This window comes from Microbacterium sp. NPDC056057, from assembly GCF_042266945.1.
Taxonomy (GTDB): Bacteria; Actinomycetota; Actinomycetes; order Actinomycetales; family Microbacteriaceae; genus Microbacterium; species Microbacterium trichothecenolyticum_C.
Genome location: NZ_JBHJWS010000001.1, coordinates 1,456,476 through 1,479,407 on the forward strand (window position 1 = coordinate 1,456,476; position 22,932 = coordinate 1,479,407).

General features: G+C 72.5%; 25 protein-coding genes. 12 read left to right on the forward strand and 13 right to left on the reverse strand.

Annotated features, from left to right (window positions below; translation table 11 throughout):
• Positions 1-49: 49 nt before the first annotated feature.
• Both ACFC1K_RS06145 and ACFC1K_RS06150 read right to left on the reverse strand, forming a co-directional pair.
• Complete coding sequence (locus ACFC1K_RS06145; protein ID WP_375870886.1) at positions 50-1,783, reverse strand: amidase; 1,734 nt, start codon at positions 1,781-1,783, stop codon at positions 50-52.
• Positions 1,780-2,814 carry an agmatine/peptidylarginine deiminase gene (locus ACFC1K_RS06150; RefSeq protein ID WP_375870887.1) on the reverse strand — a complete coding sequence of 345 codons (1,035 nt, stop codon included), beginning with the start codon at positions 2,812-2,814 and terminating at the stop codon, positions 1,780-1,782. Before ACFC1K_RS06150 ends, ACFC1K_RS06145 begins: the two co-directional genes overlap by 4 nt.
• 100 nt (positions 2,815-2,914) lie before the next feature.
• Here ACFC1K_RS06150 and ACFC1K_RS06155 point away from each other — a divergent pair, with 100 nt between their 5' ends.
• Positions 2,915-3,544, forward strand: a complete 630-nt coding sequence (locus ACFC1K_RS06155) for a TetR/AcrR family transcriptional regulator (RefSeq protein WP_375870888.1) — start codon at positions 2,915-2,917, stop codon at positions 3,542-3,544.
• Positions 3,545-3,597: 53 nt separating this feature from the next.
• Entirely contained in the window at positions 3,598-4,431 is an 834-nt protein-coding gene (locus ACFC1K_RS06160) for an aldo/keto reductase (protein WP_375870889.1), read from the forward strand.
• Between the two features lie 56 nt (positions 4,432-4,487).
• Here the strand turns inward: ACFC1K_RS06160 and ACFC1K_RS06165 are convergent, their stop codons facing one another.
• Entirely contained in the window at positions 4,488-5,234 is a 747-nt protein-coding gene (locus ACFC1K_RS06165) for an SDR family oxidoreductase (RefSeq protein WP_375870890.1), read from the reverse strand.
• Between the two features lie 185 nt (positions 5,235-5,419).
• On the reverse strand, positions 5,420-6,163 hold the full coding sequence (locus tag ACFC1K_RS06170) for an SDR family oxidoreductase (RefSeq protein WP_375870891.1): 744 nt from the start codon (positions 6,161-6,163) through the stop codon (positions 5,420-5,422).
• Between the two features lie 126 nt (positions 6,164-6,289).
• Between ACFC1K_RS06170 and sigJ the strand changes: the two genes are divergently transcribed.
• The gene (gene sigJ / locus ACFC1K_RS06175) at positions 6,290-7,174 is read left to right on the forward strand and encodes an RNA polymerase sigma factor SigJ (RefSeq protein ID WP_310285422.1); all 885 of its coding nucleotides are present in this window, start codon (positions 6,290-6,292) and stop codon (positions 7,172-7,174) included.
• A 47-nt stretch (positions 7,175-7,221) separates the two neighbouring features.
• Positions 7,222-9,366, forward strand: a complete 2,145-nt coding sequence (locus ACFC1K_RS06180; protein ID WP_375870892.1) for a S9 family peptidase — start codon at positions 7,222-7,224, stop codon at positions 9,364-9,366.
• 36 nt (positions 9,367-9,402) lie between these two features.
• On the opposite strand, the gene ACFC1K_RS06185 is transcribed toward ACFC1K_RS06180, so the two are convergent.
• Both ACFC1K_RS06185 and ACFC1K_RS06190 read right to left on the reverse strand, forming a co-directional pair.
• The gene (locus ACFC1K_RS06185; protein ID WP_045297722.1) at positions 9,403-9,588 is read right to left on the reverse strand and encodes a DUF1918 domain-containing protein; all 186 of its coding nucleotides are present in this window, start codon (positions 9,586-9,588) and stop codon (positions 9,403-9,405) included.
• Positions 9,589-9,658: 70 nt separating this feature from the next.
• Complete coding sequence (locus ACFC1K_RS06190) at positions 9,659-9,883, reverse strand: hypothetical protein (RefSeq protein ID WP_056368759.1); 225 nt, start codon at positions 9,881-9,883, stop codon at positions 9,659-9,661.
• A 96-nt stretch (positions 9,884-9,979) separates the two neighbouring features.
• Here ACFC1K_RS06190 and ACFC1K_RS06195 point away from each other — a divergent pair, with 96 nt between their 5' ends.
• Complete coding sequence (locus tag ACFC1K_RS06195; RefSeq protein WP_375870893.1) at positions 9,980-10,897, forward strand: aldo/keto reductase; 918 nt, start codon at positions 9,980-9,982, stop codon at positions 10,895-10,897.
• A gap of 63 nt (positions 10,898-10,960) precedes the next feature.
• Here ACFC1K_RS06195 and ACFC1K_RS06200 read toward each other — a convergent pair whose 3' ends face one another.
• The 4 genes from ACFC1K_RS06200 to ACFC1K_RS06215 all read right to left on the reverse strand — a co-directional run bounded on the left by ACFC1K_RS06200 (position 10,961) and on the right by ACFC1K_RS06215 (position 13,715).
• Entirely contained in the window at positions 10,961-11,377 is a 417-nt protein-coding gene (locus tag ACFC1K_RS06200) for a VOC family protein (protein ID WP_310285417.1), read from the reverse strand.
• 97 nt (positions 11,378-11,474) lie between these two features.
• Positions 11,475-11,852 (reverse strand): STAS/SEC14 domain-containing protein, encoded by a 378-nt coding sequence (locus tag ACFC1K_RS06205; RefSeq protein ID WP_375870894.1) that lies wholly within the window; start codon positions 11,850-11,852, stop codon positions 11,475-11,477.
• Positions 11,853-11,903: 51 nt separating this feature from the next.
• The gene (locus ACFC1K_RS06210) at positions 11,904-12,911 is read right to left on the reverse strand and encodes a DNA-3-methyladenine glycosylase family protein (RefSeq protein ID WP_375870895.1); all 1,008 of its coding nucleotides are present in this window, start codon (positions 12,909-12,911) and stop codon (positions 11,904-11,906) included.
• A 51-nt stretch (positions 12,912-12,962) separates the two neighbouring features.
• A complete protein-coding gene (locus ACFC1K_RS06215) occupies positions 12,963-13,715 on the reverse strand; it encodes a winged helix-turn-helix domain-containing protein (RefSeq protein ID WP_310285411.1) in 753 nt (250 codons plus the stop codon).
• A gap of 521 nt (positions 13,716-14,236) precedes the next feature.
• Between ACFC1K_RS06215 and ACFC1K_RS06220 the strand changes: the two genes are divergently transcribed.
• From ACFC1K_RS06220 to ACFC1K_RS06235, 4 genes are all read left to right on the forward strand, one after another.
• The gene (locus ACFC1K_RS06220; RefSeq protein ID WP_310285409.1) at positions 14,237-14,530 is read left to right on the forward strand and encodes a GNAT family N-acetyltransferase; all 294 of its coding nucleotides are present in this window, start codon (positions 14,237-14,239) and stop codon (positions 14,528-14,530) included.
• Between the two features lie 99 nt (positions 14,531-14,629).
• Entirely contained in the window at positions 14,630-14,869 is a 240-nt protein-coding gene (locus tag ACFC1K_RS06225) for a hypothetical protein (protein WP_375870896.1), read from the forward strand.
• Entirely contained in the window at positions 14,869-15,471 is a 603-nt protein-coding gene (locus ACFC1K_RS06230) for a hypothetical protein (protein WP_375870897.1), read from the forward strand. The genes ACFC1K_RS06225 and ACFC1K_RS06230 overlap by 1 nt, the downstream gene beginning before the upstream one ends.
• Before the next feature lie 56 nt (positions 15,472-15,527).
• Entirely contained in the window at positions 15,528-15,974 is a 447-nt protein-coding gene (locus ACFC1K_RS06235; protein WP_375871157.1) for a DUF1622 domain-containing protein, read from the forward strand.
• A gap of 10 nt (positions 15,975-15,984) precedes the next feature.
• On the opposite strand, the gene ACFC1K_RS06240 is transcribed toward ACFC1K_RS06235, so the two are convergent.
• The 3 genes from ACFC1K_RS06240 to ACFC1K_RS06250 all read right to left on the reverse strand — a co-directional run bounded on the left by ACFC1K_RS06240 (position 15,985) and on the right by ACFC1K_RS06250 (position 17,606).
• Positions 15,985-16,200 carry a hypothetical protein gene (locus tag ACFC1K_RS06240; RefSeq protein WP_375870898.1) on the reverse strand — a complete coding sequence of 72 codons (216 nt, stop codon included), beginning with the start codon at positions 16,198-16,200 and terminating at the stop codon, positions 15,985-15,987.
• Between the two features lie 110 nt (positions 16,201-16,310).
• Positions 16,311-17,042: an alpha/beta fold hydrolase gene (locus ACFC1K_RS06245; protein WP_375870899.1), complete on the reverse strand. Its 732-nt coding sequence runs from the start codon at positions 17,040-17,042 to the stop codon at positions 16,311-16,313.
• A 3-nt stretch (positions 17,043-17,045) separates the two neighbouring features.
• Positions 17,046-17,606, reverse strand: a complete 561-nt coding sequence (locus ACFC1K_RS06250) for a hypothetical protein (protein WP_310285402.1) — start codon at positions 17,604-17,606, stop codon at positions 17,046-17,048.
• Between the two features lie 129 nt (positions 17,607-17,735).
• Here ACFC1K_RS06250 and ACFC1K_RS06255 point away from each other — a divergent pair, with 129 nt between their 5' ends.
• From ACFC1K_RS06255 to ACFC1K_RS06265, 3 genes are all read left to right on the forward strand, one after another.
• The gene (locus tag ACFC1K_RS06255) at positions 17,736-18,884 is read left to right on the forward strand and encodes an exonuclease SbcCD subunit D (RefSeq protein ID WP_375870900.1); all 1,149 of its coding nucleotides are present in this window, start codon (positions 17,736-17,738) and stop codon (positions 18,882-18,884) included.
• Positions 18,881-21,889 carry an AAA family ATPase gene (locus ACFC1K_RS06260; RefSeq protein WP_375870901.1) on the forward strand — a complete coding sequence of 1,003 codons (3,009 nt, stop codon included), beginning with the start codon at positions 18,881-18,883 and terminating at the stop codon, positions 21,887-21,889. The genes ACFC1K_RS06255 and ACFC1K_RS06260 overlap by 4 nt, the downstream gene beginning before the upstream one ends.
• Positions 21,890-22,079: 190 nt before the next feature.
• On the forward strand, positions 22,080-22,931 hold the full coding sequence (locus tag ACFC1K_RS06265) for an SGNH/GDSL hydrolase family protein (RefSeq protein ID WP_375870902.1): 852 nt from the start codon (positions 22,080-22,082) through the stop codon (positions 22,929-22,931).
• Position 22,932 lies beyond the last annotated feature (1 nt).

The following is a 22,932-nucleotide window of genomic DNA, read 5'->3' on the forward strand; positions in this document are numbered from 1 at the left end:
GAAGATCGCACCAGGCGCGGTCTCTCGACGCGTCTGTGGCTTCTCGCTGTCAGGCAGCGAGCTCGGGCGTCCGCGGGGGAGCAGTGCGGCGCGGCCGCAGGGCCTCGAACGCCGCGGCCCAGGCGAGCAGGTCGGCGTCGCTGTACGCGCGCCCGGCGATCGTCAGGCCCACCGGCATCCCGATGTCGTCCATCGTCCCCATCGGCACGGTGACCGTCGGGATGCCGAGGTGGCGGATCGCGAGGTTGCCGTTGGCGACCCACACGCCGTTGCGCCAGCCGAGATCGGCGGATGCCTCGTTGACGTCCATGTCGGCCGGGCCGACGTCGGCGACCGCGGGGAAGAGCACGGCGTCGAGGCCGAGGATCGACATCCAGTCCTCGAGGTCGATGCGCCGGGTCTCTTCGAGGCCGCGGACGCCGTCGGCGATCTCGGGGATGTCGGCGAAGGAGCGGTACGGGTGCTCGCGCACCTGGGCCGGATAGGTCGCGATGTCGTCGTCGAAGCCGGTGTACCGGTCGGGCAGCGCGCCGTCGGGGTGCGGGAAGATCGTCGCGCCGTCGACGTCGTCGAGCCGGTCGAGCGCCGGATCGCCGTTCGCCCGCAGGAAGTCGTCCCACGCCCACGCCGACAGATCGACGATCTCGCGCTGGAGGAACTCCTCGGTCACGAGCCCGCGCGTCTTGATCGTCGGGGCGCCCGGGCGGTCGCCCTCGTAGTTCGTGACGGCCGGGAAGTCGACCTCCACGACCTCGGCGCCCGCCGCCTCCAGGTCGAGCCGGGCCTTCTCCCACAGCGCGAGCACCGAGGGCCGGGTCTCGATGCGGGTGCCGGTCGGCCCGCCGATCCCGCCGTCGGGGTCGGTTCCGGCCTCCGGATCGGCGTTGATGTACATGCGCGGCACGCCGAACCGGCGCCCCGCGAGGGTCGCGGCGGCGGCGTCGGCATCGCCCGACGCGAGCGCCGGGTACGACGCCGGGCGCAGGGCCGAGGCATCCGGGATCGCGATCCAGGGCTGCGCGCGCCAGAAATCGCCGCGGGTCTCGGGGTCGTCGGCGACCATCACGTCGAGGATCTCGAGCAGGTCGGCCATCGTGCGGGTGTGGGGTACGACGACGTCCATCGTGGGCACGAGCGGCCAGTTGCCACGCACCGAGATGACGCCGCGCGACGGGGTGTAGGCGCAGAGCGCGTTGTTCGAGGCCGGGGCGCGGCCGCTCGACCAGGTCTCCTCGCCGAGGCCGAACGCCGCGAAGCTCGCCGCGGTGGCCGTGCCCGAGCCGTTGGACGACCCCGACCCGAACGCCGAGGTCAGGTACTCGGCGTTGTAGGGGCTCTCGGCGCGGCCGTAGACGCCGCGCTGCATGCCGCCGTTCGCCATCGGGGGCATGTTGGTGAGCCCGATGAGCACGGCTCCGGCCGCGCGCAGCCGCTCGATCGAGAACGCGTCGCGCTGCGCGACGAGGTCGGCGAACGCGGGGGAGCCCGCCGCGACGGTGAGGCCCTTGGCCATGAACGAGTCCTTGGCGGTGTAGGGGATGCCGTCGAGCGGCCCGAGCGCGCGCCCTTCGGCGCGACGGAGATCGGATGCCTCGGCCTCGGCCCGCGCGTCGGGATTGCGCACGACCACCGCAGTGAGGGCGGTCGCCGTGCCGGGCGCGTCGTACGCGTCGATCCGGGCCAGGAACGCGTCCACGAGCTCGACGCTCGTCACGCCGCCGGACTCGAGGGCCTCGCGGAGCTCGGCGATCGTCTTCTCGACCACGGGGTAACGGCTGCTCATCGGGCCACCGCCGGCTGCTGCTGCGTGATGCAGTGGATGCCGCCGCCGCCCGCGAAGATCTGGCGGGCGTCGACCGTGACCGCACGGCGGCCCGGGTAGGCGGCCTCGAGGACCTCGCGCGCCTGCGCGTCGGCGCGCTCCTCGCCGAAGCCGCACGCGATGATCCCGCCGTTCACGACCAGGTGGTTCACGTAGCTGTAGTCGACGAACCCCTCGTGGTCGCGGAGCGTCTCAGGGGCGGGCAGGTCGATGATCTCGAAGGTTCGGCCCGCGGCATCCGTCTGCTCCGAAAGGAAGGCGCGGAGGTCCCGCGACACCTCGAAGTCGGGATGTTCGGAGTTCTGCTGCGCGTGCAGCAGCACGCGACCGGGCGTGGGGATCGTGGCCACGATGTCGACATGGCCGTTCGTGCCGAACTCGTCGTAGTCGCGGGTCAGGCCGCGGGGGAGCCACACGACCTTCGTCGCGCCGATCGTGCGGGCAAGCTCCGCCTCGACGCGTGCCCGGTCTGCGAAGCGGTTGCGGCGCGGGTCGAGTTGTACCGTCTCGGTGACGAGCACTGTGCCTTCGCCGTCGACGTGGATGCCGCCGCCCTCGTTGACGAGCAGCGAGCTCACGACCTCGGCGCCGACGAGGTCCGCGGTGAAGCGGGCGTGCTGCGCCGCCTTCTCCCACGAGGCCCATTCCGGCGCGCCCCAGCCGTTGAAGATCCAGTCGACGGCGCCGAGCGCGCCGGGACGCTCGTCGTCCACGACGAACGTCGGGCCGTGGTCGCGGAACCAGAACTCGTCGACCGGGGTCTCGACGATGTCGATGCCGGAGTCGAGCATGCGCCGGGCGCGCTCGGCCTTCGACGGATCGACGAGCATCATGACCGGCTCGAAGCCGGCGACGGCGTTCGCCACCGCGCTCCAGGCCGCGTAGAAGCGCTCCTGCTCGGCGGGGTCGTCGCCGAGCGTCGGCCCCTCGTTCGGGAACGCCATCCACGTGCGCTCGTGCGGATCGCCCTCGTGCGGCATCCTCCAGGCCATCGTCGCCCCTTCGTTCGGCGTAATCGCGGTGGCGGTCGATACGCCTCGCGAAGTAATTGATCTAGCGATCAATAGGAAAGATACCTATGCTGGCGAGACCATGTCAAGCACATCGTCCCGGCCGCGCACCCGCAAGGCTCCTGCGGAGCGCGCCGCCGAGATCATCGCGGCCGCAGCCGCCATCGCGCGGGAGCAGGGACTGAGCGCCCTCACGCTGCGCGCCGTCGCCGAGCGGGCCGGCGTCGCCTCGGGCCTCGTCGCCCACTACCAGCCGACGATGGACGACCTCGTGGCCCGCGTCTACGCCGACCTCGTCGACGAGGAGGTGCGAGACGTCGAGCAGGTCGTCGGCGCGGTCGCCGATCCGGCCGCGCGGCTCGGGGCGCTGATCGACACCCTCATGGACGGCGAGCGCGAGGAGCTCACCGTGGTGTGGGTCGAGGGCTGGGCGATGGCGCGCCGCAACGACGCCCTCGCGCGCGCCGTGGCGGCGCAGATGGAGCGCTGGCAGACGCTCGTCGAGTCGATCATCGAGGACGGATGCCGCACCGGCGCGTTCTCGACGACCGAGCCCGGCGAGGTGGCGTGGGAGCTCATCGGGATGATCGACGGACTGAACGCGCAGTCCCTCGCGCGCGGCGCCGACACGACGCGTTTCGCCGCCCGCACCGCCCGCGCGGCGGAGGCTCTCGTCGGCGCCGCGCCCGGATCGGTGCCGGTGAGTTCGTGAGCCGCCGCCCGCCGTCCGCGCCGCGCGCGGCGCCGCAGGGCCAGGATGGAGCCATGAGCGCGATCCCCACCGTGACCTTGAACGACGGCGCCTGGTTCCCCGAGCTGGGCCTGGGCACCTACGACCTGCGGGGCGAGGAGGGGATCGCGGCCATCGTCGCCGCGATCGACTCCGGCTACCGCCTGCTCGACACCGCGGTCAACTACGAGAACGAACGCGAGGTCGGCGAGGCCGTCCGCCGCAGCGACGTCGACCGCGGCACGGTGCTCGTCGCGTCGAAGATCCCCGGTCGCCACCACGGCCTGCCGGAGGCGGTCGACAGCATCAGGGGCTCGCTCGATCGGCTGGGCCTCGACCGCATCGACCTGCAGCTGATCCACTGGCCGAACCCCAGCGTCGGCAAGTACGTCGACACGTGGCGCGGTCTGATCGAGGCGCGCGAGCTCGGTCTCGTCCGTTCGATCGGCGTCTCCAACTTCACCGAGGACCAGCTCACCGAGCTCATCGAGGTGACGGGCGTCGTGCCGTCGGTGAACCAGGTCGAGCTGCACCCGTACTTTCCGCAGGCGCAGCTCCGCGCGTTCCACGCGACGCACGGCATCCGCACCGAGAGCTGGAGCCCGCTCGCCAAGCGCAGCGAGCTGCTCACGGAGCAGATCCTCACCGAGCTGGCGACGGTCCACGACGTGACGCCGACGCAGGTCGTCCTTCGCTGGCACACGCAGATCGGCAGCACGCCGATCCCCAAGTCGGCCGACGCCGACCGGCAGCGGGAGAACGCCGACGTCTTCGGCTTCACCCTCACCGACGACCAGCTCGCCGCGATCAGCGCGCTCGAGCGCGGTCGCCTGTGGGACGGCGACCCGAACACCCACGAAGAGATGTGACGGAACGGATGCTGCGGCCCCGCGCAATGCGCCGGGTCGCAGCATCCGTTCCCCTCTCACGCGTCGGGGAGGGCGTCGAGCCATTCGGCGAAGGTCTGGGTGCCGCGCAGCGCCTCGGGGCCGGGGAGGAGCGCTCCCGATCGGAGCGCGCGGCCGAAGGCGCCGGGGGTGTTCACGACGGGAACCGGCGTGCGGTGGCCGATCGCGTGGGCGTAGCGGTGCACCATGTCGGCGAGGCTCTCCTCCTGGGGTCCGGCGAGGTCGGTGGCGCGCCCGGCGGGACCCTGCTCGGCGAGGTCGACGAGGTGCTCCGCGACCTCGTGCACGGCGACCGGCTGCACACGGCCGGAGGGGGCCACGTGCGTGCCGGCGTGGCCGCGGTGGTACGTCATCGCCGCGTATTCGTGGAACTGCGTCGTGCGCAGCACCGTCCACGGCACGCCGGCATCCGCGACCAGCCGCTCCTGGACCAGCTTGCCGGCGTAGTAGCCGTCGGGCGCGGCCTCGGCACCGACGATCGTGAGCACCAGGTGGTGCGCGACGCCGGCCCTCCGCTCGGCCGCGAGCAGGCTCTTCGTGGCGCCGGCGAAGAACATCACCGAGACGTCGGGCTTCGCCGTCGCCACGTTGGTCACGTCGATCAGAGCGTCGACCCCGTCCAGGGCGCCGGCGAGACCCGCGCCGCTCAAAAGCTCGACCCCCGTGCGGCGCGACAGGCTCACGACATCGTGGCCGCGCCCGCGCGCGATCTCCCCGATGTGCCCGCCCGTCATGCCGGTGCCGCCGGCGATGGCGAGTCTCACGAATCCTCCTGGTGCGTGTGACCCCGACCCCCGCCCAGCGTAGACCCGCGGCCCCGCCGCACGATACGAGCGGCTCGGGCCCGCTCGGGGGAGAGTTCGCACCCGAGCCGCTCACGAGGCGGCCCGACGAGCGCACCGCCTCGATCGCAGGGAGGCGCGCTGGCGCCGCTCAGATACCGATGGGCTCAGCCGAGTTCGGTGAGCCACTCCGCGAACGGCTGGACGCCGAGCACCGCGCCGTCGCCGGGGAGCGCGAGGCCCGCCCGCATGCCCTTCATCTGCGCACCCGGCAGGCTCACCGAGGGGATCCAGCCGCCGTGGCCGGTGCGCCGTGCATACGCCTTGACCATGTCGTCGAGCCGCTCCTCGTGGGGACCCGCGAGGTCCGCGGCACGCCCCTGGGGTGCGCCGGCGGCGAGTCGGGCGAGGTAGGCGCCGACCTCGCGGGCGGCGACGGGCTGCACGCGCGCCCTCGGCGCGACGTGCAGCGGCCCGACCTTCGCACGGTCGAACAGCTGCGCGGCGAACTCGTGGAACTGCGTCGCGCGCAGGATCGTCCACGGCACGGATGCCGCCTCGACCACGCGCTCCTGTGCGAGCTTGCCGGCGTAGTAGTCGTAGGGCATCCGGTCGATGCCCACGATCGACAGCAGCACCACGTGCGGAACGCGTGCCTGCGCGGCCGCCGCGACGAGATTGCCGGTCGCGGTCTGGAAGAACCGCGTCGCGGCATCCGCCGACAGCGTCGACACGTTCGCGGTGTCGATGACCGCATCGACGCCGTCCAGCGCGGCGTCGAGACCCGCGCCGGTGGTCAGATCGACGCCGGTGCCGCGACTGAGCACGACCGCGTCGTGCCCGTCCGCCCGCACCGCCTCCACCACATGGCTTCCGACGACACCCGTGCCTCCGGCGACCGCGATCCTCATGACATCACTCCTCTCGTCCCCGATCGGGGATCTTCGACAGTCCGACGACGCGGCACGCCAGAATGTGAGGGAAACGGCTCGCAATCTCCCGGCGCGCATCGTCGGAACATCGAGAAGGGATCACGGATGCCTCCCACCGACGAGGTCGAGAGCGAACGCCGCGCCCTGCTCGGCCTCTGCTACCGCATGCTCGGCACCGTGGCCGACGCCGAGGACGCGGTGCAGGAGACGTACGTCCGCTGGTTCCGCCTGTCGGACGAGGAGCGGGCCGCGATCCGCAACCCGGCCGCCTGGCTGACGCGGGTCGCCGGACGCGTGTGCCTCGACATGCTGGGCTCGGCGCGCGCCCGGCGCGAGCGCTACGTGGGGGAATGGCTGCCGGAGCCCGTGCCGCAGGACTCGCCGCTCGCAGCATCCGTCCCTCTCGATCCGATCGAGCAGGTCACGCTCGACGACTCCGTCTCGATGGCCCTGCTCGTGCTGCTCGAGTCGCTCACCCCCGCCGAGCGCGTCGCCTTCGTGCTGCACGACGTCTTCGGCGTGCCGTTCGCCGAGATCGCCGAGACGGTGGGGCGGAGTCCGGATGCCGTGCGCCAGCTCGCGTCACAGGCGCGGCGGCGCGTGCAAGAACGCCGCACCGGCGCCGCCTCGCGGGAGCAGCACGACGCGGTCGCCCGCGCCTTCGCGGCGGCGACCACGACCGGCGAGCTCGACGCCCTCGTCGCGGTGCTCGACCCCGGCGTCGTGCTGCGCTCCGACGGCGGCGGACGCGTTTCGGCCGCACTGCGTCCGGTGCGCGGCGCCGACCGCGTGGGGAGGTTCCTCCTCGGTCTGCCGCGACTGGAGCCCGACGCGGTGCTCGTCGCGATCGAGACTCCCGACGGGCTCGGCTTCCTCGCGACGATCGACGACGAGCCCAGCGCGCTGGTGACGCTGGAGGTGCGCGACGGGCGGGTCACCGACGTCTACATCATGCGCAACCCCGACAAGCTCACGCAGTGGGGGAGCTGACGGATCGACATTCCGCGGTCCGTGGAGCGTCGGTTAGCGTGGATCGCATGGCGTCCCCCACGAACTCCACCCCCTTCGATTCGCTGACCGACTACATCGCCCTCCCGCGGGTGGAGGCGCTCGCCCTCTCGCCCGACGGGAAGACCGCCGTGCTCACCGTCGCGGCGCTGAAGAAGGACGGCACCGGCTACGACCGGTCGCTGTGGGCGGTACCGGCGACGGGCGGCGGCACGCCCCGACGGCTGACGCGGTCGGCGAAGGGCGAGGCCGGCGCCGCGTTCACCGCCGCCGGCGACATCCTGTTCGTCTCGGCCCGCCCCGATGCCGACGGCGACGCCGACGACGAGTCGGGCCAACTGTGGCTGCTGCCCGCCACCGGTGGTGAAGCCCGCCCCGTGACGCGACTGGCGGGCGGGGTCGACGGCATCGCCGCGACCGCCGATGCCTCCGCTCGGCTCGTGATCTCGGCCTCCCTGCTGCCGGGCGCCGACACGCTCGAGGCCGAGGCAGCGCTGCGCGCCAAGCGCAAGGAGAAGAAGGTGTCGGCGATCCTCCACGACACCTACCCTGTGCGCTACTGGGACCACGACCTCGGTCCCGCCGAGCCGCACCTGCTCGCGATCGACATCGACGCCCTCGAAGACACCATCGCCGCGGCGGTGGCCGACACGGCGGCAGCGGACGCGTCGGAAGCGGATGCCTCGACCCCCGGCACGGACGCCGAGGCCGTGGCATCCACGTCCGAGAAGCCGTACCCCTCCACCCTCCCGCGCCCGCGCGATCTCACGCCGAAGCCGGTGCGGTCGCTCGACCACGCAGAAGCCGCACTCACGCCGGACGGGTCGACGCTCGTCGTATCGCTCGAGCACCGTGAGCAGCGCGCGGGCCGCCGGGTGATCGTCGCGATCGACACGGCGACGGGTGAGCGCACGACGCTGTTCGACGAGGTCGGCGTGGACTACGAGGCGCCGGCGATCAGCCACGATGGCACGCGCATCGCGTACCTCCGCACCGTCAAGAGCAGCCCGGTCGCGCCCACGGACTCCGAGATCTGGCTCGCCGGCATCGACGGCAGCGGCGCACGGCGCGTCGCGGCCGAGTGGGACCACTGGGCGTCGTCGCTGGCGTTCGCGGCCGACGACACGGCGCTCATCGCGACCGCCGACCACGACGGCCGTGGACCGGTGTTCCGCATCCCCGTCGACGGCGGAGCGCCCGAGAAGCTCACCGACGACGACTTCGCGTATTCGAACGTCGTGGTCGACCGCGGCACGGGAGAGGTCGTCGCGCTCCGCTCGTCGTGGGTCGTGCCGCCGCACCCGGTACGCATCGCACGCGACGGCGCGGTGACCTCGCTCGCGACCCCTGCCACGACGCCGGTCGCACCGGGCTCGATCACCGAGGTCGAGACGACCGCCGAGGACGGCGCGCGCGTGCGCGGCTGGCTGCTGCTGCCCGAAGGCGCGTCGGCCGAGGCGCCGGCGCCGCTGCTCCTGTGGATCCACGGCGGTCCGCTGAACAGCTGGAACGCGTGGAGCTGGCGGTGGGCGCCTCTGCTCGCGGTCGCTCGCGGGTACGCCGTGCTGCTGCCCGACCCCGCCCTGTCGACCGGTTACGGACTGGACTTCATCGCGCGCGGCTGGAACAGCTGGGGCGGGAAGCCCTACACCGACCTGCTGTCGATCACCGACGCCGTCGAGGCGCGCGACGACATCGACGAGACGCGCACCGCGGCGATGGGCGGATCGTTCGGCGGCTACATGGCCAACTGGGTCGCCGGCCACACCGACCGGTTCCGGGCGATCGTGACCCACGCGAGCCTCTGGGCCCTCGACCAGTTCTCGGGCACGACCGACAGCTCGGAGTACTGGCAGCGCATCTTCACGCCCGAGGCGATGATCGAGCACTCGCCGCACCGGTTCGTGCGGGAGATCCGCACGCCGCTGCTCGTCGTCCACGGCGACAAGGACTACCGCGTGCCGATCGGCGAGGGGCTGCGGCTCTGGTCGGAGCTCGCCGAGCACCACGCCGACGAGGACGGGCGCATGCCGCATCGCTTCCTGTACTTCCCCGACGAGAACCACTGGGTCCTCAAGCCCCAGCACGCCGTCGTCTGGTACGAGACGGTGTTCGCGTTCCTCGGCGAGCACGTGCTCGGCGCGGAGCCGTCCCGGTACGAGCTGCTCGGCTGAACGGCGCCGATCCAGCCAGCGGGTCCGGCGCGCCCCTCAGGACGCGTGCCGGACTTCGCAGTCGCTTCCCGGCGACAGGATCGCCTCGTGCCCGTCGTCGTAGCGGACCACGAGCAGCGGGTTGTCCCCGGTGCCGCGGACCTCGATGACTTCACCCGCGCGCTCCACGGCACCGACGACACGGCCGTGGATGATCACGCGATCGCCGACGCTCGCTTGCATGGCGGACCACCTCCTGGCGCTCACGATACGACGCGGCGGCGGCCAGGGGTAGGGGCGAGCGGGTGCGACCCTACAGCTGGGCCCCGTCGTCGTCGCGATCCTCGAGCCCGACGCTGCGACCGCGCCAGGACTCGTACGCCATGAGCCAGCCGATCGAGACCGCGGCGGCGAGCACCACGCCCAGCAGCACGTTGCCCCAGATGAGTCCGAAGACGATCCCCAGCGTGAACATGAGGGCTGTGCCGAGCGCCCAGCCCGAGTGGCCGCGCGTCCAGCCCTTCCGCGTCGTGGTCATGTCGAAAGCCTAGGGGCCGCGGCGGAGCCCATGGGCGGCCTGCGGCCCGGAGCCTCTCGGTAGGTTGGAAGGATCACCCCATACGGAACGGACGCCATGACCCTCAACGTCAGCCCGCTCACCCTCGGCACGTCGCCTCTCGGCCGCGACACCGAGCCCGGTTCACCCGAAGAGGACGCCGCCGTCCGATTCGCGGAGCAGCTGTTCGACAGCAGCCACGCCTTCATCGACACCTCGAACAACTACGCCGGCGGGCGGTCCGAGGCGGTGCTGGGCCTCGCGCTCGCACGGAAGGGAACGGATGCCGCCACCCGCGTCATCTCGAAGGTCGATAGCGATCCCGAGACCGGTGCCTTCGACCGCGACCGCGTCCTGCGCTCGTTCGAAGAGACGACGACGCGCCTCGGCGTCGACCGTCTGCCGCTGCTGCACCTGCATGATCCCTACACCGTGACCTTCGACGAGGCGATGGGCCGCGGCGGAGCGGTCGAGGGACTCATCGAGCTGCGCGAGTCGGGTCGCGTCGACGCGATCGGCGTGGCCGCGGGACCGGTCGGGATGATGGCCCGCTACGTCGAGACCGGCGTGTTCGACGCCGTGCTCATCCACAACCGCTTCACGGTCGTCGACCACTCCGCCGCGCCGGTCTTCGCCGATGCGCGCGAGCGCGGCATGACGGTGTTCAACGCGGCGCCGTTCGGTGCCGGCATCCTCGCCACCGGCACGCGCGAAGGGGCGATGTACGGTTACCGTCCGGCGACACCCGAACTCCAGGAGTGGGTGTCGCGCCTCGAGCGTGTGGCCGCCTCGTTCGGCGTCAGCCTCCCGGCGGTGGCGCTGCACTTCTCGCTGCGGTCGCCGCTGGTCGACTCGACCGTCGTCGGCATCTCGTCGGCGCAGCGTCTCGCGCAGCTCGACGAGCTCGCCGCGACGCCGATTCCCGACGAGGCGTGGACAGAGCTCGAAGCACTCGGCCCGGCGCCGTCGCCCGTCGACGACAGCGCCTACGCCTGATCGCTCGCCCCCTGCGTCGAGCACGCGCGGACCCCGGCTCCTGCCGGGGTCCGCGCTCCGGTCTCACGCCTGCTGGGCGTTGACCGCGACCATCCAGTCGATGCCGAAGCGGTCGGTGAGCATGCCGAACTTGCCGCCCCACGGCGGGGTGTCGTACGGCATCGTGATGGTGCCGCCGTCGGCGAGCTTGTCCCAGAAGCCCTGCAGCGAGGACTCGTCGTCACCGCTGACCGAGACGGAGACGCCGGCCGGCTTCTCGTAGTTCATTCCGGTGGGCGTGTCGGAGCCCATGAGGATGAAGCCGTCGGGGCTGGTGAGCTGCGCGTGCATCACGAGGTCGTTCTCGGCGGGGTCCTGCACCATCCCCTCGTACTCGCCGAACGTCGAGATGTCGAGGTCGCCCCCGAACACGCTTTGGTAGAAGGTCATCGCCTCACGGGCTTCGTTCCTGAAGGAGAGATACGGGTTGAGGCTGGGCATGTCGAACTCCTGAGATGGGTGGTGGATGCCGCGCCCGGCCGCGTGGCGCGTCCCAGTGTCGCCCTGACCTCCGACATCCACAAGGGAGTCCGCGACGTCAGTTCTCCTTGGGCCCTTCTGCCGCCCACGCGATCGCGTCGTCGAGCGCCGACACAGCGAAGATGCGCAGCTCGCAGGGGAACAGGAACGAGATCCCGTGGATCACCTCGCCGATCAGGCTGTGATCGGTGACGAGCGCGATGCGCCCCCACACGTGGGCCGGCTTGCCCTCGAGCTTGGCGTCCTGCCAGAGGGCGCCGAGCGAGTAGCGTTCGAACTCGTCGCCGAGGACGTAGACCAGGTTGACCTTGCGACCGGCGTCGACCGCCGCGTCGATGGCCGGGTCGAGAGACCCGACGTAGTCCGATGCGTCGACGGCGCCGACGGCGCGGAACCCGATGACGCCGTCCGGCAGGCCGTGGAGAGACTCGATCATGCGTCCATCCTGTCGGCGGACGCGGCGACCGCGACGCGGACGCGCGGAGAGTCAGCGGTCGCGGTGGTCCTCGGGGTGCAGGCGCGCGCCACGCCGGGGCTCTCGCACACCGCTCGCGCCGATCAGGCGGATGACGCGCTGACGCTGACCCGGCCACGCGGCCAGGAGCCGCAGCATCCCCTCGTCGTCCGTGCGGTGGCCGGTCAGCGCATAGCCCACCTCGTGCGCCACGTGATAGTCGCCGACGCTCACGGCATCGGTGTCGCCGAGTGCCCGGATGCGGGTCTCGGCGGAGGTCCAGGGACCGATGCCGGGCTGGCTCACGAGCACTCGGTCGACGGCCTCGCCGTCCTGGGCGGCGAGCACGGCCCCCGCGATCGCATCGCCTCGGCGGGCGGCGCGCACGACGGTCTTCGACTGCGGCGGTTCGAGCCCCGCGCGGTGCCACACCGACGAGGGGACGTGCTGCCATCCGTCGATCGTCGGCGGCGCGAACATGGGCGCCGGCGTCGGACCGGGGGCGCGCTCGCCGCACCACGTCACGACGCGCCGCCACGCGCCGAACGCCTGCATGCCGGTGACCTTCTGCTCGAAGATCGCGCTCACCAGGGCGTCGAACACGAGATCGGTGCGCGAGAGGCGCAGGCCGGGGTTGCGGTGGTGGGCGTCGGCGATGAGCGGATGCCGGGACGCGTCGAAGTCGCCCGACTCGTCGTCCGCACCGCACAGCGCAGGAAGCTGCGCGAGCGCCCACTCGCTGCCCGGACCCCAGGCCGCGCCGCGGATCACGCCCGGATGCGTCTCGCGGATCGCGAGCGTCGCGATGCCGCCCGGCGTACGGCTCACCCGCCAGATGACCGCGTCCGAGACCGCCATCGTCGGGTCGCCGGCTCCGCGTCGCTGATACAGCACGGTGCGCCGGAGGTCGAGCGGATGCCGCGGCCGGTACTCCGTCTCGAGCGGCCGGCCATGACCGGGCCGGGGATCGCGTGTCATCGCGCGCGGACCGAAGCGCTCGGCATCCCTCGTCCGAGGAATGCGCGAGAGCGAGGTGGTCATGCCGCCCACCCTACGCCGACGCCTCCGACATCGCCGCCGGAGGAGCCTCGATCAGAAGCGGTCGGGCGACGGGGTGCCGTGGCCGTAGCGGATGACGACGTCGGCGTGACGGTCGAAGCGGTAGCCGACGCCGCGCACCGTGCGCACGATGTCTTCGTAGCGGCCCAGCTTGGCGCGCAGGCGACGGACGTGCACGTCGATGGTGCGCTCGCCCGGGGCGTCGTCGTCGGTCGCGCCCTGCCAGAGCGAGGTCACCAGCTCGGTGCGCTCGATCGTGCGGCCCTCGCGGAGCACGAGGTACTGCAGCAGCTCGAACTCCTTGAACGTGAAGGCGGCGGACTCCCCGTCGATGAGCACGCGCTTGCGCGAGATGTCGACGACGACGCCGCCCGACGCGGGCTCTTCGTCCTCGGGCTCCTCCTGCTTGGTGCGGGCGACCGCCGACGGCTCGTGCAGCGCGAGGCGCACGACGTCGACGTCGCGGCCGCCCGAGCCGACCGGCGCGAGCGCGACGGTGGCGTAGGTCTCGGCGGAGGGTGCCAGCTCGGCGAGCGTGCGGCGCAGGGCGTCGACGAGCACGCCGAGGTTGACGCCGGAGGCGGCGGCCTTGGCCTCGTCGATGCCGACGTAGAGGGCGAAGCCGCGCGGCGCCGTGCCGGCGGGGAGAGCGCGCCCGGCCGGCTGTGCGGGCTCGGGGGCCGGCGCCGTGGGCGCCTCGACCGCGACGGGGTGATTCACGGCGCGGAGGTGGCGGACGGGGGCGGCGGTGGTGGTGGGACGGTCGAGGAGAGCGGTGGTCGACATGATGATGGTCCTTGCGGGAGGAACCCGGGGTGGCGGAAACCGGGTTGAATGATGTGCTGCGGCCCTGGTCGTCGGTGGCGAGAAAGGCCGTAGGCCGGGTGAGGCCTGTGCCCGACGTTGGGCGGTGTGCGAAGCGGGTCCGGGTGCGCGTGATCGACGCACGAAACCGGTGCTTCGGGGGACTCCGTACGATCCGTGTTCAGAAGCGGAGGAGGAGTCCGACGGGGGTCACCGTGCTAGTGGCACATTCGACAACACATGGCAACGCGACCGGCCATCATCATGCCGGCAGTCCTGTTCGCCTCCCGGGCGGACAGATACAGCGCGTTGTCAGTCATGTGCCCGATTATTACCGACTTTGTCCAAAAACGTCAAATCGCACGGGTTCTGGGCCCAGATCGTTTCGGAATGTGACAGATTGCTCAGTCCCACGTCGGGTGAGACCGAGTCTCAGCTGGGCGATCACTGCGACATACCGGGAGACGGGTCCCGCCCCGGCGCCGCGGGCGTAGCCTGACGGCGTGACCGACCTCCGCTTCACGAAAGAGCCCGACGCCTCGCGGTACACCCTGCACCGCGGCGACGACCTGGTGAGCGTACTCGACTACCGCGACGACGGACGCACGGTGGCCATGACCCGCGCCTACACCGTTCCGACCTTCCGGGGCCACGGGTACGCCGGCGAGCTCGTCGAACGGGCGGTCGAAGAGCTCGAGGAGCGCGGCGACCGCAAGGTCATCCCGGTGTGCTGGTATGTCGCGGACTGGTTCGATGCGAACCCGTCGCGCCGCGGCATCCTGAATCCCCGTCCGTAGTTCCCGCGTGCCCCGCCGACACCGTCGGCATTCCTTGTCAACCCCATGTCGCCGTGCGTCCACGCGACGGAGGCTGGGGGAGGACGAGAGGAGCACGCCATGGATCGCGATCGAGCGAGAAGCCAGGACCTGCCCGACGGCGTCGTGAACGCCGACCCGCCCGGCGGCTGGGAGCAGGTGGACGACACCGAGTCGCGGGAGCGCACCGCGGCGGTGAGCGAGGCCGACCTGCTGACGGATGCTGCCCTGCACCCCGACGACCCCGTCGAGGGGGAGGTGGCGCGGCAGGGCGCCGATCCCGACCTTGCGACCGACAGCGGAAGAGGGGAAGAACCGTGATGAGCACGACCGGCAACGAGTACGAGCAGCCCGGGGTCAACTACCCCGACCGAGAGGACGCAGCGGGTGCGGGCGGAACGCCGGCGCCGGGGGAATCGGTGCGCGATGAGTCGCCTGCGGCCCCGCCCACGCTGGGCGAGCCGGCGCCGGACGCGACGGATGCCCCATCCGCGACGGGAGACCCGGGTCAGGCCGATGTCGAGCCCGCGGCGCCGGCGCCACCGCCGCCGAGCCACGAGGCGATCGGCATCGGGATCGTGGATGACGGCATCGACCACCGCGGCCAGGACGGCGCCCGCGACACCCAGACGGCGGGGGAGGCGCAGCGCACGCCCGGCGCCCTCGGGACCGAGCAGGAGCAGCGGCTGCCAGCGATGGCGCAGAACAACGCCTCCGACATCGACAAGGTGGCGGGCATCGTCGCGCAGACGCGCCAGGACATCGGCACCCATCCCTTCGAGGAGATCGCGCACGTGCTGCGTCAGCGGCTCACGCAGTCCGGCATCGAACTGCCGGAGAACGACATCGAGGAGCTCGCCCGACAGGTGTCGGTCGGCGACACCGACGATCCGGCACGCCCTCGCCGGGAGCCCACGAGCTGACACCGCGATTCCGTCACCGATGTGCACGCGCCCGGCCCTAGGCTGGGCGCGTGCACATGGAGGCAGTGTTCACCGTCGTCGCCGTCGGCTTCGAAGCGATCGGCGCCGCCGCCATGATCGTGGGCTTCGTGATCGCGCTCGTTCTGGGCGCGCGTTCGCTCGCGCGCCACGAGGGCGGTCAGGCCGCGTTCACGACGCTGCGGACGACCCTCGGCGCCGCGATCCTCCTCGGACTCGAGGTGCTCGTCGCCGCGGACCTCATCCGCACGATCACCTCGAAGCCGTCGCTCGAGGACGCGGCCATCCTGGGCCTCATCGTGCTGATCCGGACCATCCTGTCGATCTCGATCCAGATCGAGATCGAGGGCACCCTGCCCTGGCGTCGCGCCCTCCTGCGCAGCGGGGGTCAGATGATCGGCGACGCCGTGGCGAAGGACCGCGCGGCCCAGCAGGCCGCCGGGGCGGCGCGCGGGCCCGCTCCCGCGGACCCGCGCACGCCCTGACCGTCGTCGGCTACGCGACGGCGCAGACCGCGGGGTCGTGCTCCGAGACGTGCAACCCGATCGGCCGAGCCCACGCGACGCGCTGCGGGCGGGCGATGACGCGGGCCGGGCGGTGCGGGGCGACAGCGGTCTTCCGCTCGCGGATGGAGGCGAGGAGCGCGTGCTCGTGGTCTCGCGACCAGGTGTCGTGGCGGTACTGCTGTTCGGCGGCGTATACAGCGAACATGGTTTCCTCCGTTGGTTCCGACAGTGTGAAACCTACGCGGGGGTTCCGACATTGCCGGCTGCGGCGGGGATGGCAGGATTCCGGCGAGACCAGGCAGTCGTGAGCCGTCGTCACGCCGATCCGGCGAACTCGCGGATGACTCGCGCGGCGGGTGCCGCATCCCGGATCATCGTCTCGTGACCGTGCCCGGCCACCTCTGCCAGCCGGCCGTCGGGCAGCGCGTCGGCGACCCGTCGGCACCACTGCTGCGGTGCGACGATGTCGTCCTCGCCGCGCAGCACCAGCGCCGGCATCCGCACGCGCGGCAGCACGTCCTCAGGACGGTGCCGGAGCATCGCGCGGAACTTCGCGCGCAGCCGCGGCCCGGCTCGCACGTACTCCCGGGCGCCGCGCGCGATCACCACCGGGCTCTCGACGGCGATGTCGCGCAGGAGCCGCCACAGCTGCCGGGGTGCCGTCCGCGCCGCGGGGTCGACGGTCGGTCCGATGAGCACGATGCGGTCGGCGAGCGCGGGGTGGCGCACGGCGACCTCGAGCGCGACCTGCGCACCCATCGAGTGCCCGATGAGGACGGCGGGACTGCGCACGCGGGCCCCGAGGTAGGCGGCGACGAGATCGGCGGTCCGCTCGATCGTGAGCACGCGGCGCGGTTCCGGGGCCTCGCCGTAGCCGGGGAGGTCGAACGCGACGACCTCGCCGTCGCCCAGATGACGCTCGAGGTCGGTGAAGACGCTGCGACCCATGCCGATGCCGTGGATGAGGACGTACACGTGCTCACCGCGCCCGCGCCGCTCGGCGACGAGCGTCGCGCCGGCGTGCGCGAATCTCTCGACGTCCGTCATGGATCAGGCGGCGCCAGGCTGATCGCGCAGGCCAACGCGATCGGGGATGTCGAACTGCACCCGCGGCAGCCAGGCCTCGGGCTCGGGCCACGGCCGTGAGGCGGGCAGTGTGCGCAGCCTCGCCCGCAGGGCGGTGCCGGATGCCTCGACCGGAAGCACGCGCGACGGCGCGTGGTGGGCGAGCGCGCCGAGCCACCAGTGCCGCCACGTGCCCTCGATCGCCTCCGGTCCGGCGACGACGTAGTAGTCGGGCATGACGGCCTCGCCCGACGCGAACAGCGACAGGAGCGCCCCGACCTCCGCCTCGAGGGAGCCGAGCGTGGCGCGCTCCTCGTACAGCTCGACCCAGGCCGACGCGACGTGCTCGAGCGGATCGGCGTCGTGGACGACGTACGGCATCGAGACCGAGGCGACGAGGTGCGCGGCGACGGCCGGCTCGGCCTCACGGAGCGACAGCGCGACGAGCGCGGGAACATCGGCGAGACCGGTCAGCAGTTCGTCGCTGTCGGCCCCGACGAGCGCGACCACGGTGGATCGCGGAGCGGTGTCTGCGTTGTGCGCCATGTTCCACGATACGTCCGCCGGAGGACCGAAGGGAGGGTGCACCGCCGGAGGACGCGGAAACCCCGGTGGTTCGCGGGTCCGCGGCCTGCCTCGCGGGCGATGTCAGGGGCCGAACGTACCGTGATGAGCATGCGGATCCTGCACACCTCGGACTGGCACATCGGGCGGTCGTTCCACGGCCACTCGACGCTCGATGCGCTGCGCGGTGTGCTCGAGGCGCTGGTCGCGCAGGTGGCGGGGCGCGGCGTCGACCTCGTGATCATCGCGGGCGACGTGTTCGACTCCGCGACCCCCGCGGCGGGCGCGTACACGCTCCTGACCGACGCGCTGCGCGGCCTGGCCGATGCGGGTGCCACCGTTGTCGTCACGAGCGGCAACCACGACTCGGCGGCCCGGCTCGGCTTCCAATCGGGCCTCCTCCGCGACGGCGTCCACGTCATCACCGATCCCGCCACCATCGGCGCCCCGGTCACCGTCCACGACGAGCACGGCCCCGTGCACGTGTACGGCATCCCGTACCTCGAGCCCGTGCTCCTGCGCGGTGCCTGGCCCGGCGTGCGCACTCAGGCCGACGTGCTCGCGCACGCGATGGACCTGGTGCGGACGGATGCTGCGGCCCGGGGCGCGCGCTCGATCGCGGTCGCGCACTGCTTCGCGGCGGGGGTCGAGCCGACGCCGCACCTCGAGCGCGACATCCAGCAGGGCGGGCTCGACATCGTTCCGCTGTCCACCTTCGACGGCGTGGACTACATGGCCCTCGGCCACATCCACGGGCGTCAGCAGCTCTCGCCGCGCGTGCGATACGCCGGGGCGCCCCTTCACTACAGCTTCGACGAGGGGCACAAGCCGCGCGGGTCGTGGCTCGTCGAGCTCGGCGCCGACGGACTCGACGACGTGGAGTGGCTGCCGCTGCCGGTGCCGCGCGCCCTCACCACGCTGACCGCGACGCTGGACGAGCTGCTCACCGACGATCGCTTCGCGACTCACGCTGACGACTGGGTGCGCGCCGAATACACCGATCCGCTGCCGCAGCGCGACCCGATGCGGCGACTGCTCGCCCGATTCCCTTTCTGCGCCGAGGTGCGTCACGCTCCGGTCGCGACGCGCATCGACGACGCACGCACCTATGCCGAGCGCGTGCGCTCCGCGCGCAACGACGCCGAGCTCGTCGACGCCTTCCTCTCCCATGTGCGCGAGGGAGAAGGCGCGTCGATCCGTGAGGCTGAGCTCGTCGGCGAGCTGCTGGAGCAGCGCGCGCGGGTGGAGGCGACCGCGTGAGGCTGCACCACCTCGAGCTCACCGGCTTCGGACCGTTTCGCGAGACGCAGAGCGTCGACTTCGAGTCGTTCGAGCACGACGGCATCTTCCTCATCGCCGGACGCACCGGCGCGGGCAAATCGAGCATCCTCGACGGCGTCTGCTTCGCGCTGTACGGAAGCGTGCCCCGCTACGAGACGGGCGACAAGCGCCTGCGCAGCGACCACTGCGCACCCGAGGATCCCACCGAGGTCCGCCTCGAGTTCACCGTCGGCGACCGCCGCTGGCGCGTCACCCGTGCCCCGGAGTACCAGCGGCCGGCGCGCCGCGGCGGCGGGCTCACCACCGAGCCGACGCGCGCCGAGCTCGAAGAGCGCGTCGAGGGCACGTGGATCGGCCGCGCGGCGAAACCCCGCGACGTCGGTCTGTTCCTCGACGAGGTGCTCGGGCTCAACGCACAGCAGTTCCAGCAGGTGATCCTGCTCGCGCAGAACCGGTTCTCGAAGTTCCTCCTCGCCTCCGGCACCGAGCGGCAGTCGCTGCTGCGGGCCCTGTTCGGCACGCGTCGCTACGAGGAGTACGCGCGCGAGCTGGGTGAGCGCAGCAAGGCGGCGCAGCACGAGCTCGACGCGCTCGGGGAGCGGGCCCGCACCCTGCTCGATCAGGCGGAGCGCCTGATCGCGGCGCACGAGCTGGTGCCGGCCGAGGAGGCCCAGGGCGAGGCTCCGCTCGACCTGGCCGCGCGGCGCGCGGCCGTCGATCTGGGGCAGCAGCGTGCGTCGTACCGCCTCGACACACTGACCCGCGAGCGCGCCGCTGCGGACGACGCCCGCACCGTCGCGGAGGCTGCACACGCTGAGCGGGTCGCGCTCGCGAAGGCGCAGGCCGAGCTCGACCGCGCTCGGAACCGGCTCGCCGTGCTCGAAGAGGTCGGCCCGCGGATCGCCGACGACCGTCGGCGACTGACCCGGGCGCGCTCGGCAGAGGTGCTGCGCGCACCACTCGAGACGGCCGGCCGAGCCGAGCGCAGTGCGGCGACGACGGCTGAGCTGGCCGCGTCCGCCGACGCTGCATGGGCGCGTGCGGTCGCGGGCACCGATGACGCGGCCGCCGGCGATCTCGCCGCGGTGGTCGAGCGCCTCACGGGCGAGCTGGCCGTGTGGACCGCGGCCCTCGCACAGGAAGCCGCCCTGGCCGATGGCGAGACGCGGAAGACGGCTGCCGCCGCGGAGGTGGCACGGCTCGAGGCGGATGTCGTCGCCCTCGATGCACAGCGGGCGCTGGTGCCGGCCGAGCTCGAGCGCATCGATACGGAACTCGAGACCGAGCGCGCGGCGGCGTCCCGTCGCGATCCCGCGCACGTGCGCCACGGCGAGCTCAGCGCGCGCCTTGCGGCTGCGATCGAGGCAGAAGGGCTCGCCGCCGCCCAGCGCGACGCCGAGATCGTCCACCGCGACGCGGCCGCGGCCACCGCTGCCGCCGCTGCGAGGGTCGCCGCACTCCTGCAGCTCCGCCTCGATGGCTACGCGGGCGAGCTCGCCACCACGCTCGTCGAGGGCGAGCCCTGCGCCGTGTGCGGTGCGACGGCGCATCCGTCACCGGCCGCGCCGGCCGACGAGCCGGTGACCGACGAGCTCCTCGCGGCTGCCGAAACCGAGCGCGACGCGGCGGCCGCGCACGAGCGCACCGCGGCTGACGCCGCCAAGGCCGCGCGGGAACGCCATGGCGCGGCAGCCGCACGCGCCGGCGGCGAAGGCGTCGATGCGCTCCGCGAGCAGCTGACCGCTGCCACCGCCGACCTGGCCGCCGCCGAGCGCGCCGTCGAGCGCCGCGACGCACTCGCGGCCCGGCGCACCGAGCTGGCGGCGCTCGACCTCGAGGCTGAGGCATCCCGCGCGTCCCTGACGGAGCGACTCGCCGAGGCACGCACCCGGATCGCGGCGCTGGAGGAGCGGGTCGCAGCTGCGCGCGAGGCGGTCGATGCGGCGCGCGGCGAGCACGCGAGCGTCGCCGACCGCGTCGCTCACGCGACCTCGATGCGCGACGCGGGCCGCGCGGCGGTCGACGCCCGCGCCGAGGCGCACCGCGCGGCGACGCTGGCCGTGCAGGCGCGCACCGACGTCGAAGAGCGGGTCGCAGCATCCGTGTTCGCCGATGCGGCCGAGGCGAGCGCCGCGCTTGCCGCACCTCGCGACGTGGAAACCCTCGCCGAGCGGGTCTCGGCGCACGACACGCAGCTCGGCGCGGCGCGAGCACGGATGCTCGAGCTCGAGCTCGAGCTCGCGGGCGCGCCGACCGAGCGCGTCGACACCGAGGCGTCGCAGGCCGCGCTCACGGCCGCCGACGCGGCACGCACCGACGCGCTCCGCGCGGAGAGCGACGCCCGCACGCTGGTGGCGGGACTCCGCGATCTCGCGATGCAGATCGACCAGGCGTACGCCGGCGTCGCCGCCCGGGCCGCAGATGCCGCAGCCATCGCCCGGCTCGCCGACACGGTCGCCGGGCGCGCCCCCAACACGATGAAGATGGACCTCGAGACGTTCGTGCTCGCCGCCGAGCTCGAAGAGATCGTGGCCGCCGCGAACCTGCGCCTCGGCGACATGTCGTCGGGGCGATACCGGCTGCAGCACACCGATGCGCGGGCCGCGCGCGGCGCCGCCTCCGGCCTCGGCCTCGAGATCATGGACGCCTTCACCGGCCAATCCCGTCCGGCCCAGTCGCTGTCGGGCGGCGAGACGTTCCTCGCGTCGCTCGCGCTCGCCCTCGGGCTCGCCGAAGTGGTCACCGCCCGCGCCGGCGGTGTGCGACTCGACACCCTGTTCGTCGACGAGGGCTTCGGCTCGCTCGACGAGGAGACCCTCGACCTCGCCATGCGCACCCTCGACGAGCTGCGGCAGGGCGGGCGCACCGTGGGTGTCATCAGCCATGTGGCCGCGATGAAGGAGCAGCTGCCCGCGCAGCTCGCGGTCGAGGCGACCCCTTCCGGGCCGAGCGTCATCCGGCAGGACGCGGCCGCCCGCGTCTGAGCAGCGGACTCCGCGCCCGGCCTGTGCGGCACAGGGTGGGTCTTCTCCCACTGTCGCCGGGGCGATGCACGGGTGTATCGTTCGCGGCAGATCGCTTCCTGGGGGATTCGCGATCCCGCCCGACCGCCGGCGCTCGTCCGGCCGCGGCCGTTCGCCGCGCCCTCTCGTAACGACGACGTACGGAGTCGACATGCGTTCCACCTCTCGGGCGCGCCGCGCCCTCGCCGCGTTCGCGGCATCCGCCCTCCTTCTCACCGGCACTCTCAGTGCCGCCTCCGCCGCGCACGCCGCACCCGCGCCGGCGACGATCACTCGCATGGCCGCGCTGGGCGACTCGATCACGCAGGCGGCGATGACGTGTTCGAGTCTCACGTCGTGTCCGACCAACAGCTGGTCCACGGGGTCCACGACGTCGGTCAACTCGCACCTGCTGAGATTGCGGGCGGCCGGGTCGACAGGCCTCGTCAACGTCTTCAACGACGCCAAATCGGGCGCGGGATCGTCGGCGCTCCCCGCCCAGGCGCAGCTGGCCGCCGGACAGGGAGCCCAGTACGTCACGATCGAGATCGGCGCGATCGACGCCTGCACCCGGACGGTGGCGCAGATGACGACGGTCGACGCGTTCCGCACCAACGTGCAAGCGGCGCTCTCCACCCTGGCCGCGAGTGCCGGGGCGCCGGAGATCTTCGTCGCGAGCATCCCGAGCCTGCAGCGCCTCTACGACATCAACAGGTCGAGTCTGTCTGCCCGTCTCGCCTGGTCGCTGCTCGGCACCTGCCAGTCGATGCTCGCCAACCCGAGCAGCAGCGCGGCCCCCGACGTGCAGCGCCGCACGCTGGTGCAGCAGCGGGTGACCGATTTCAACAAGGTGCTGGAGGCCGCCTGCGCTGCCACGCCGAAGTGCCGCTTCGACGGATACGCGGTCGCGAACTATGCGTTCGTGAAGTCCGACATCTCGACGCGCGACTACTTCCACCCGTCGCTGTCGGGCCAGGCGACACTGGCGAACATCACGTGGGCGAAGACGCAGTGGGTCTCGTGAG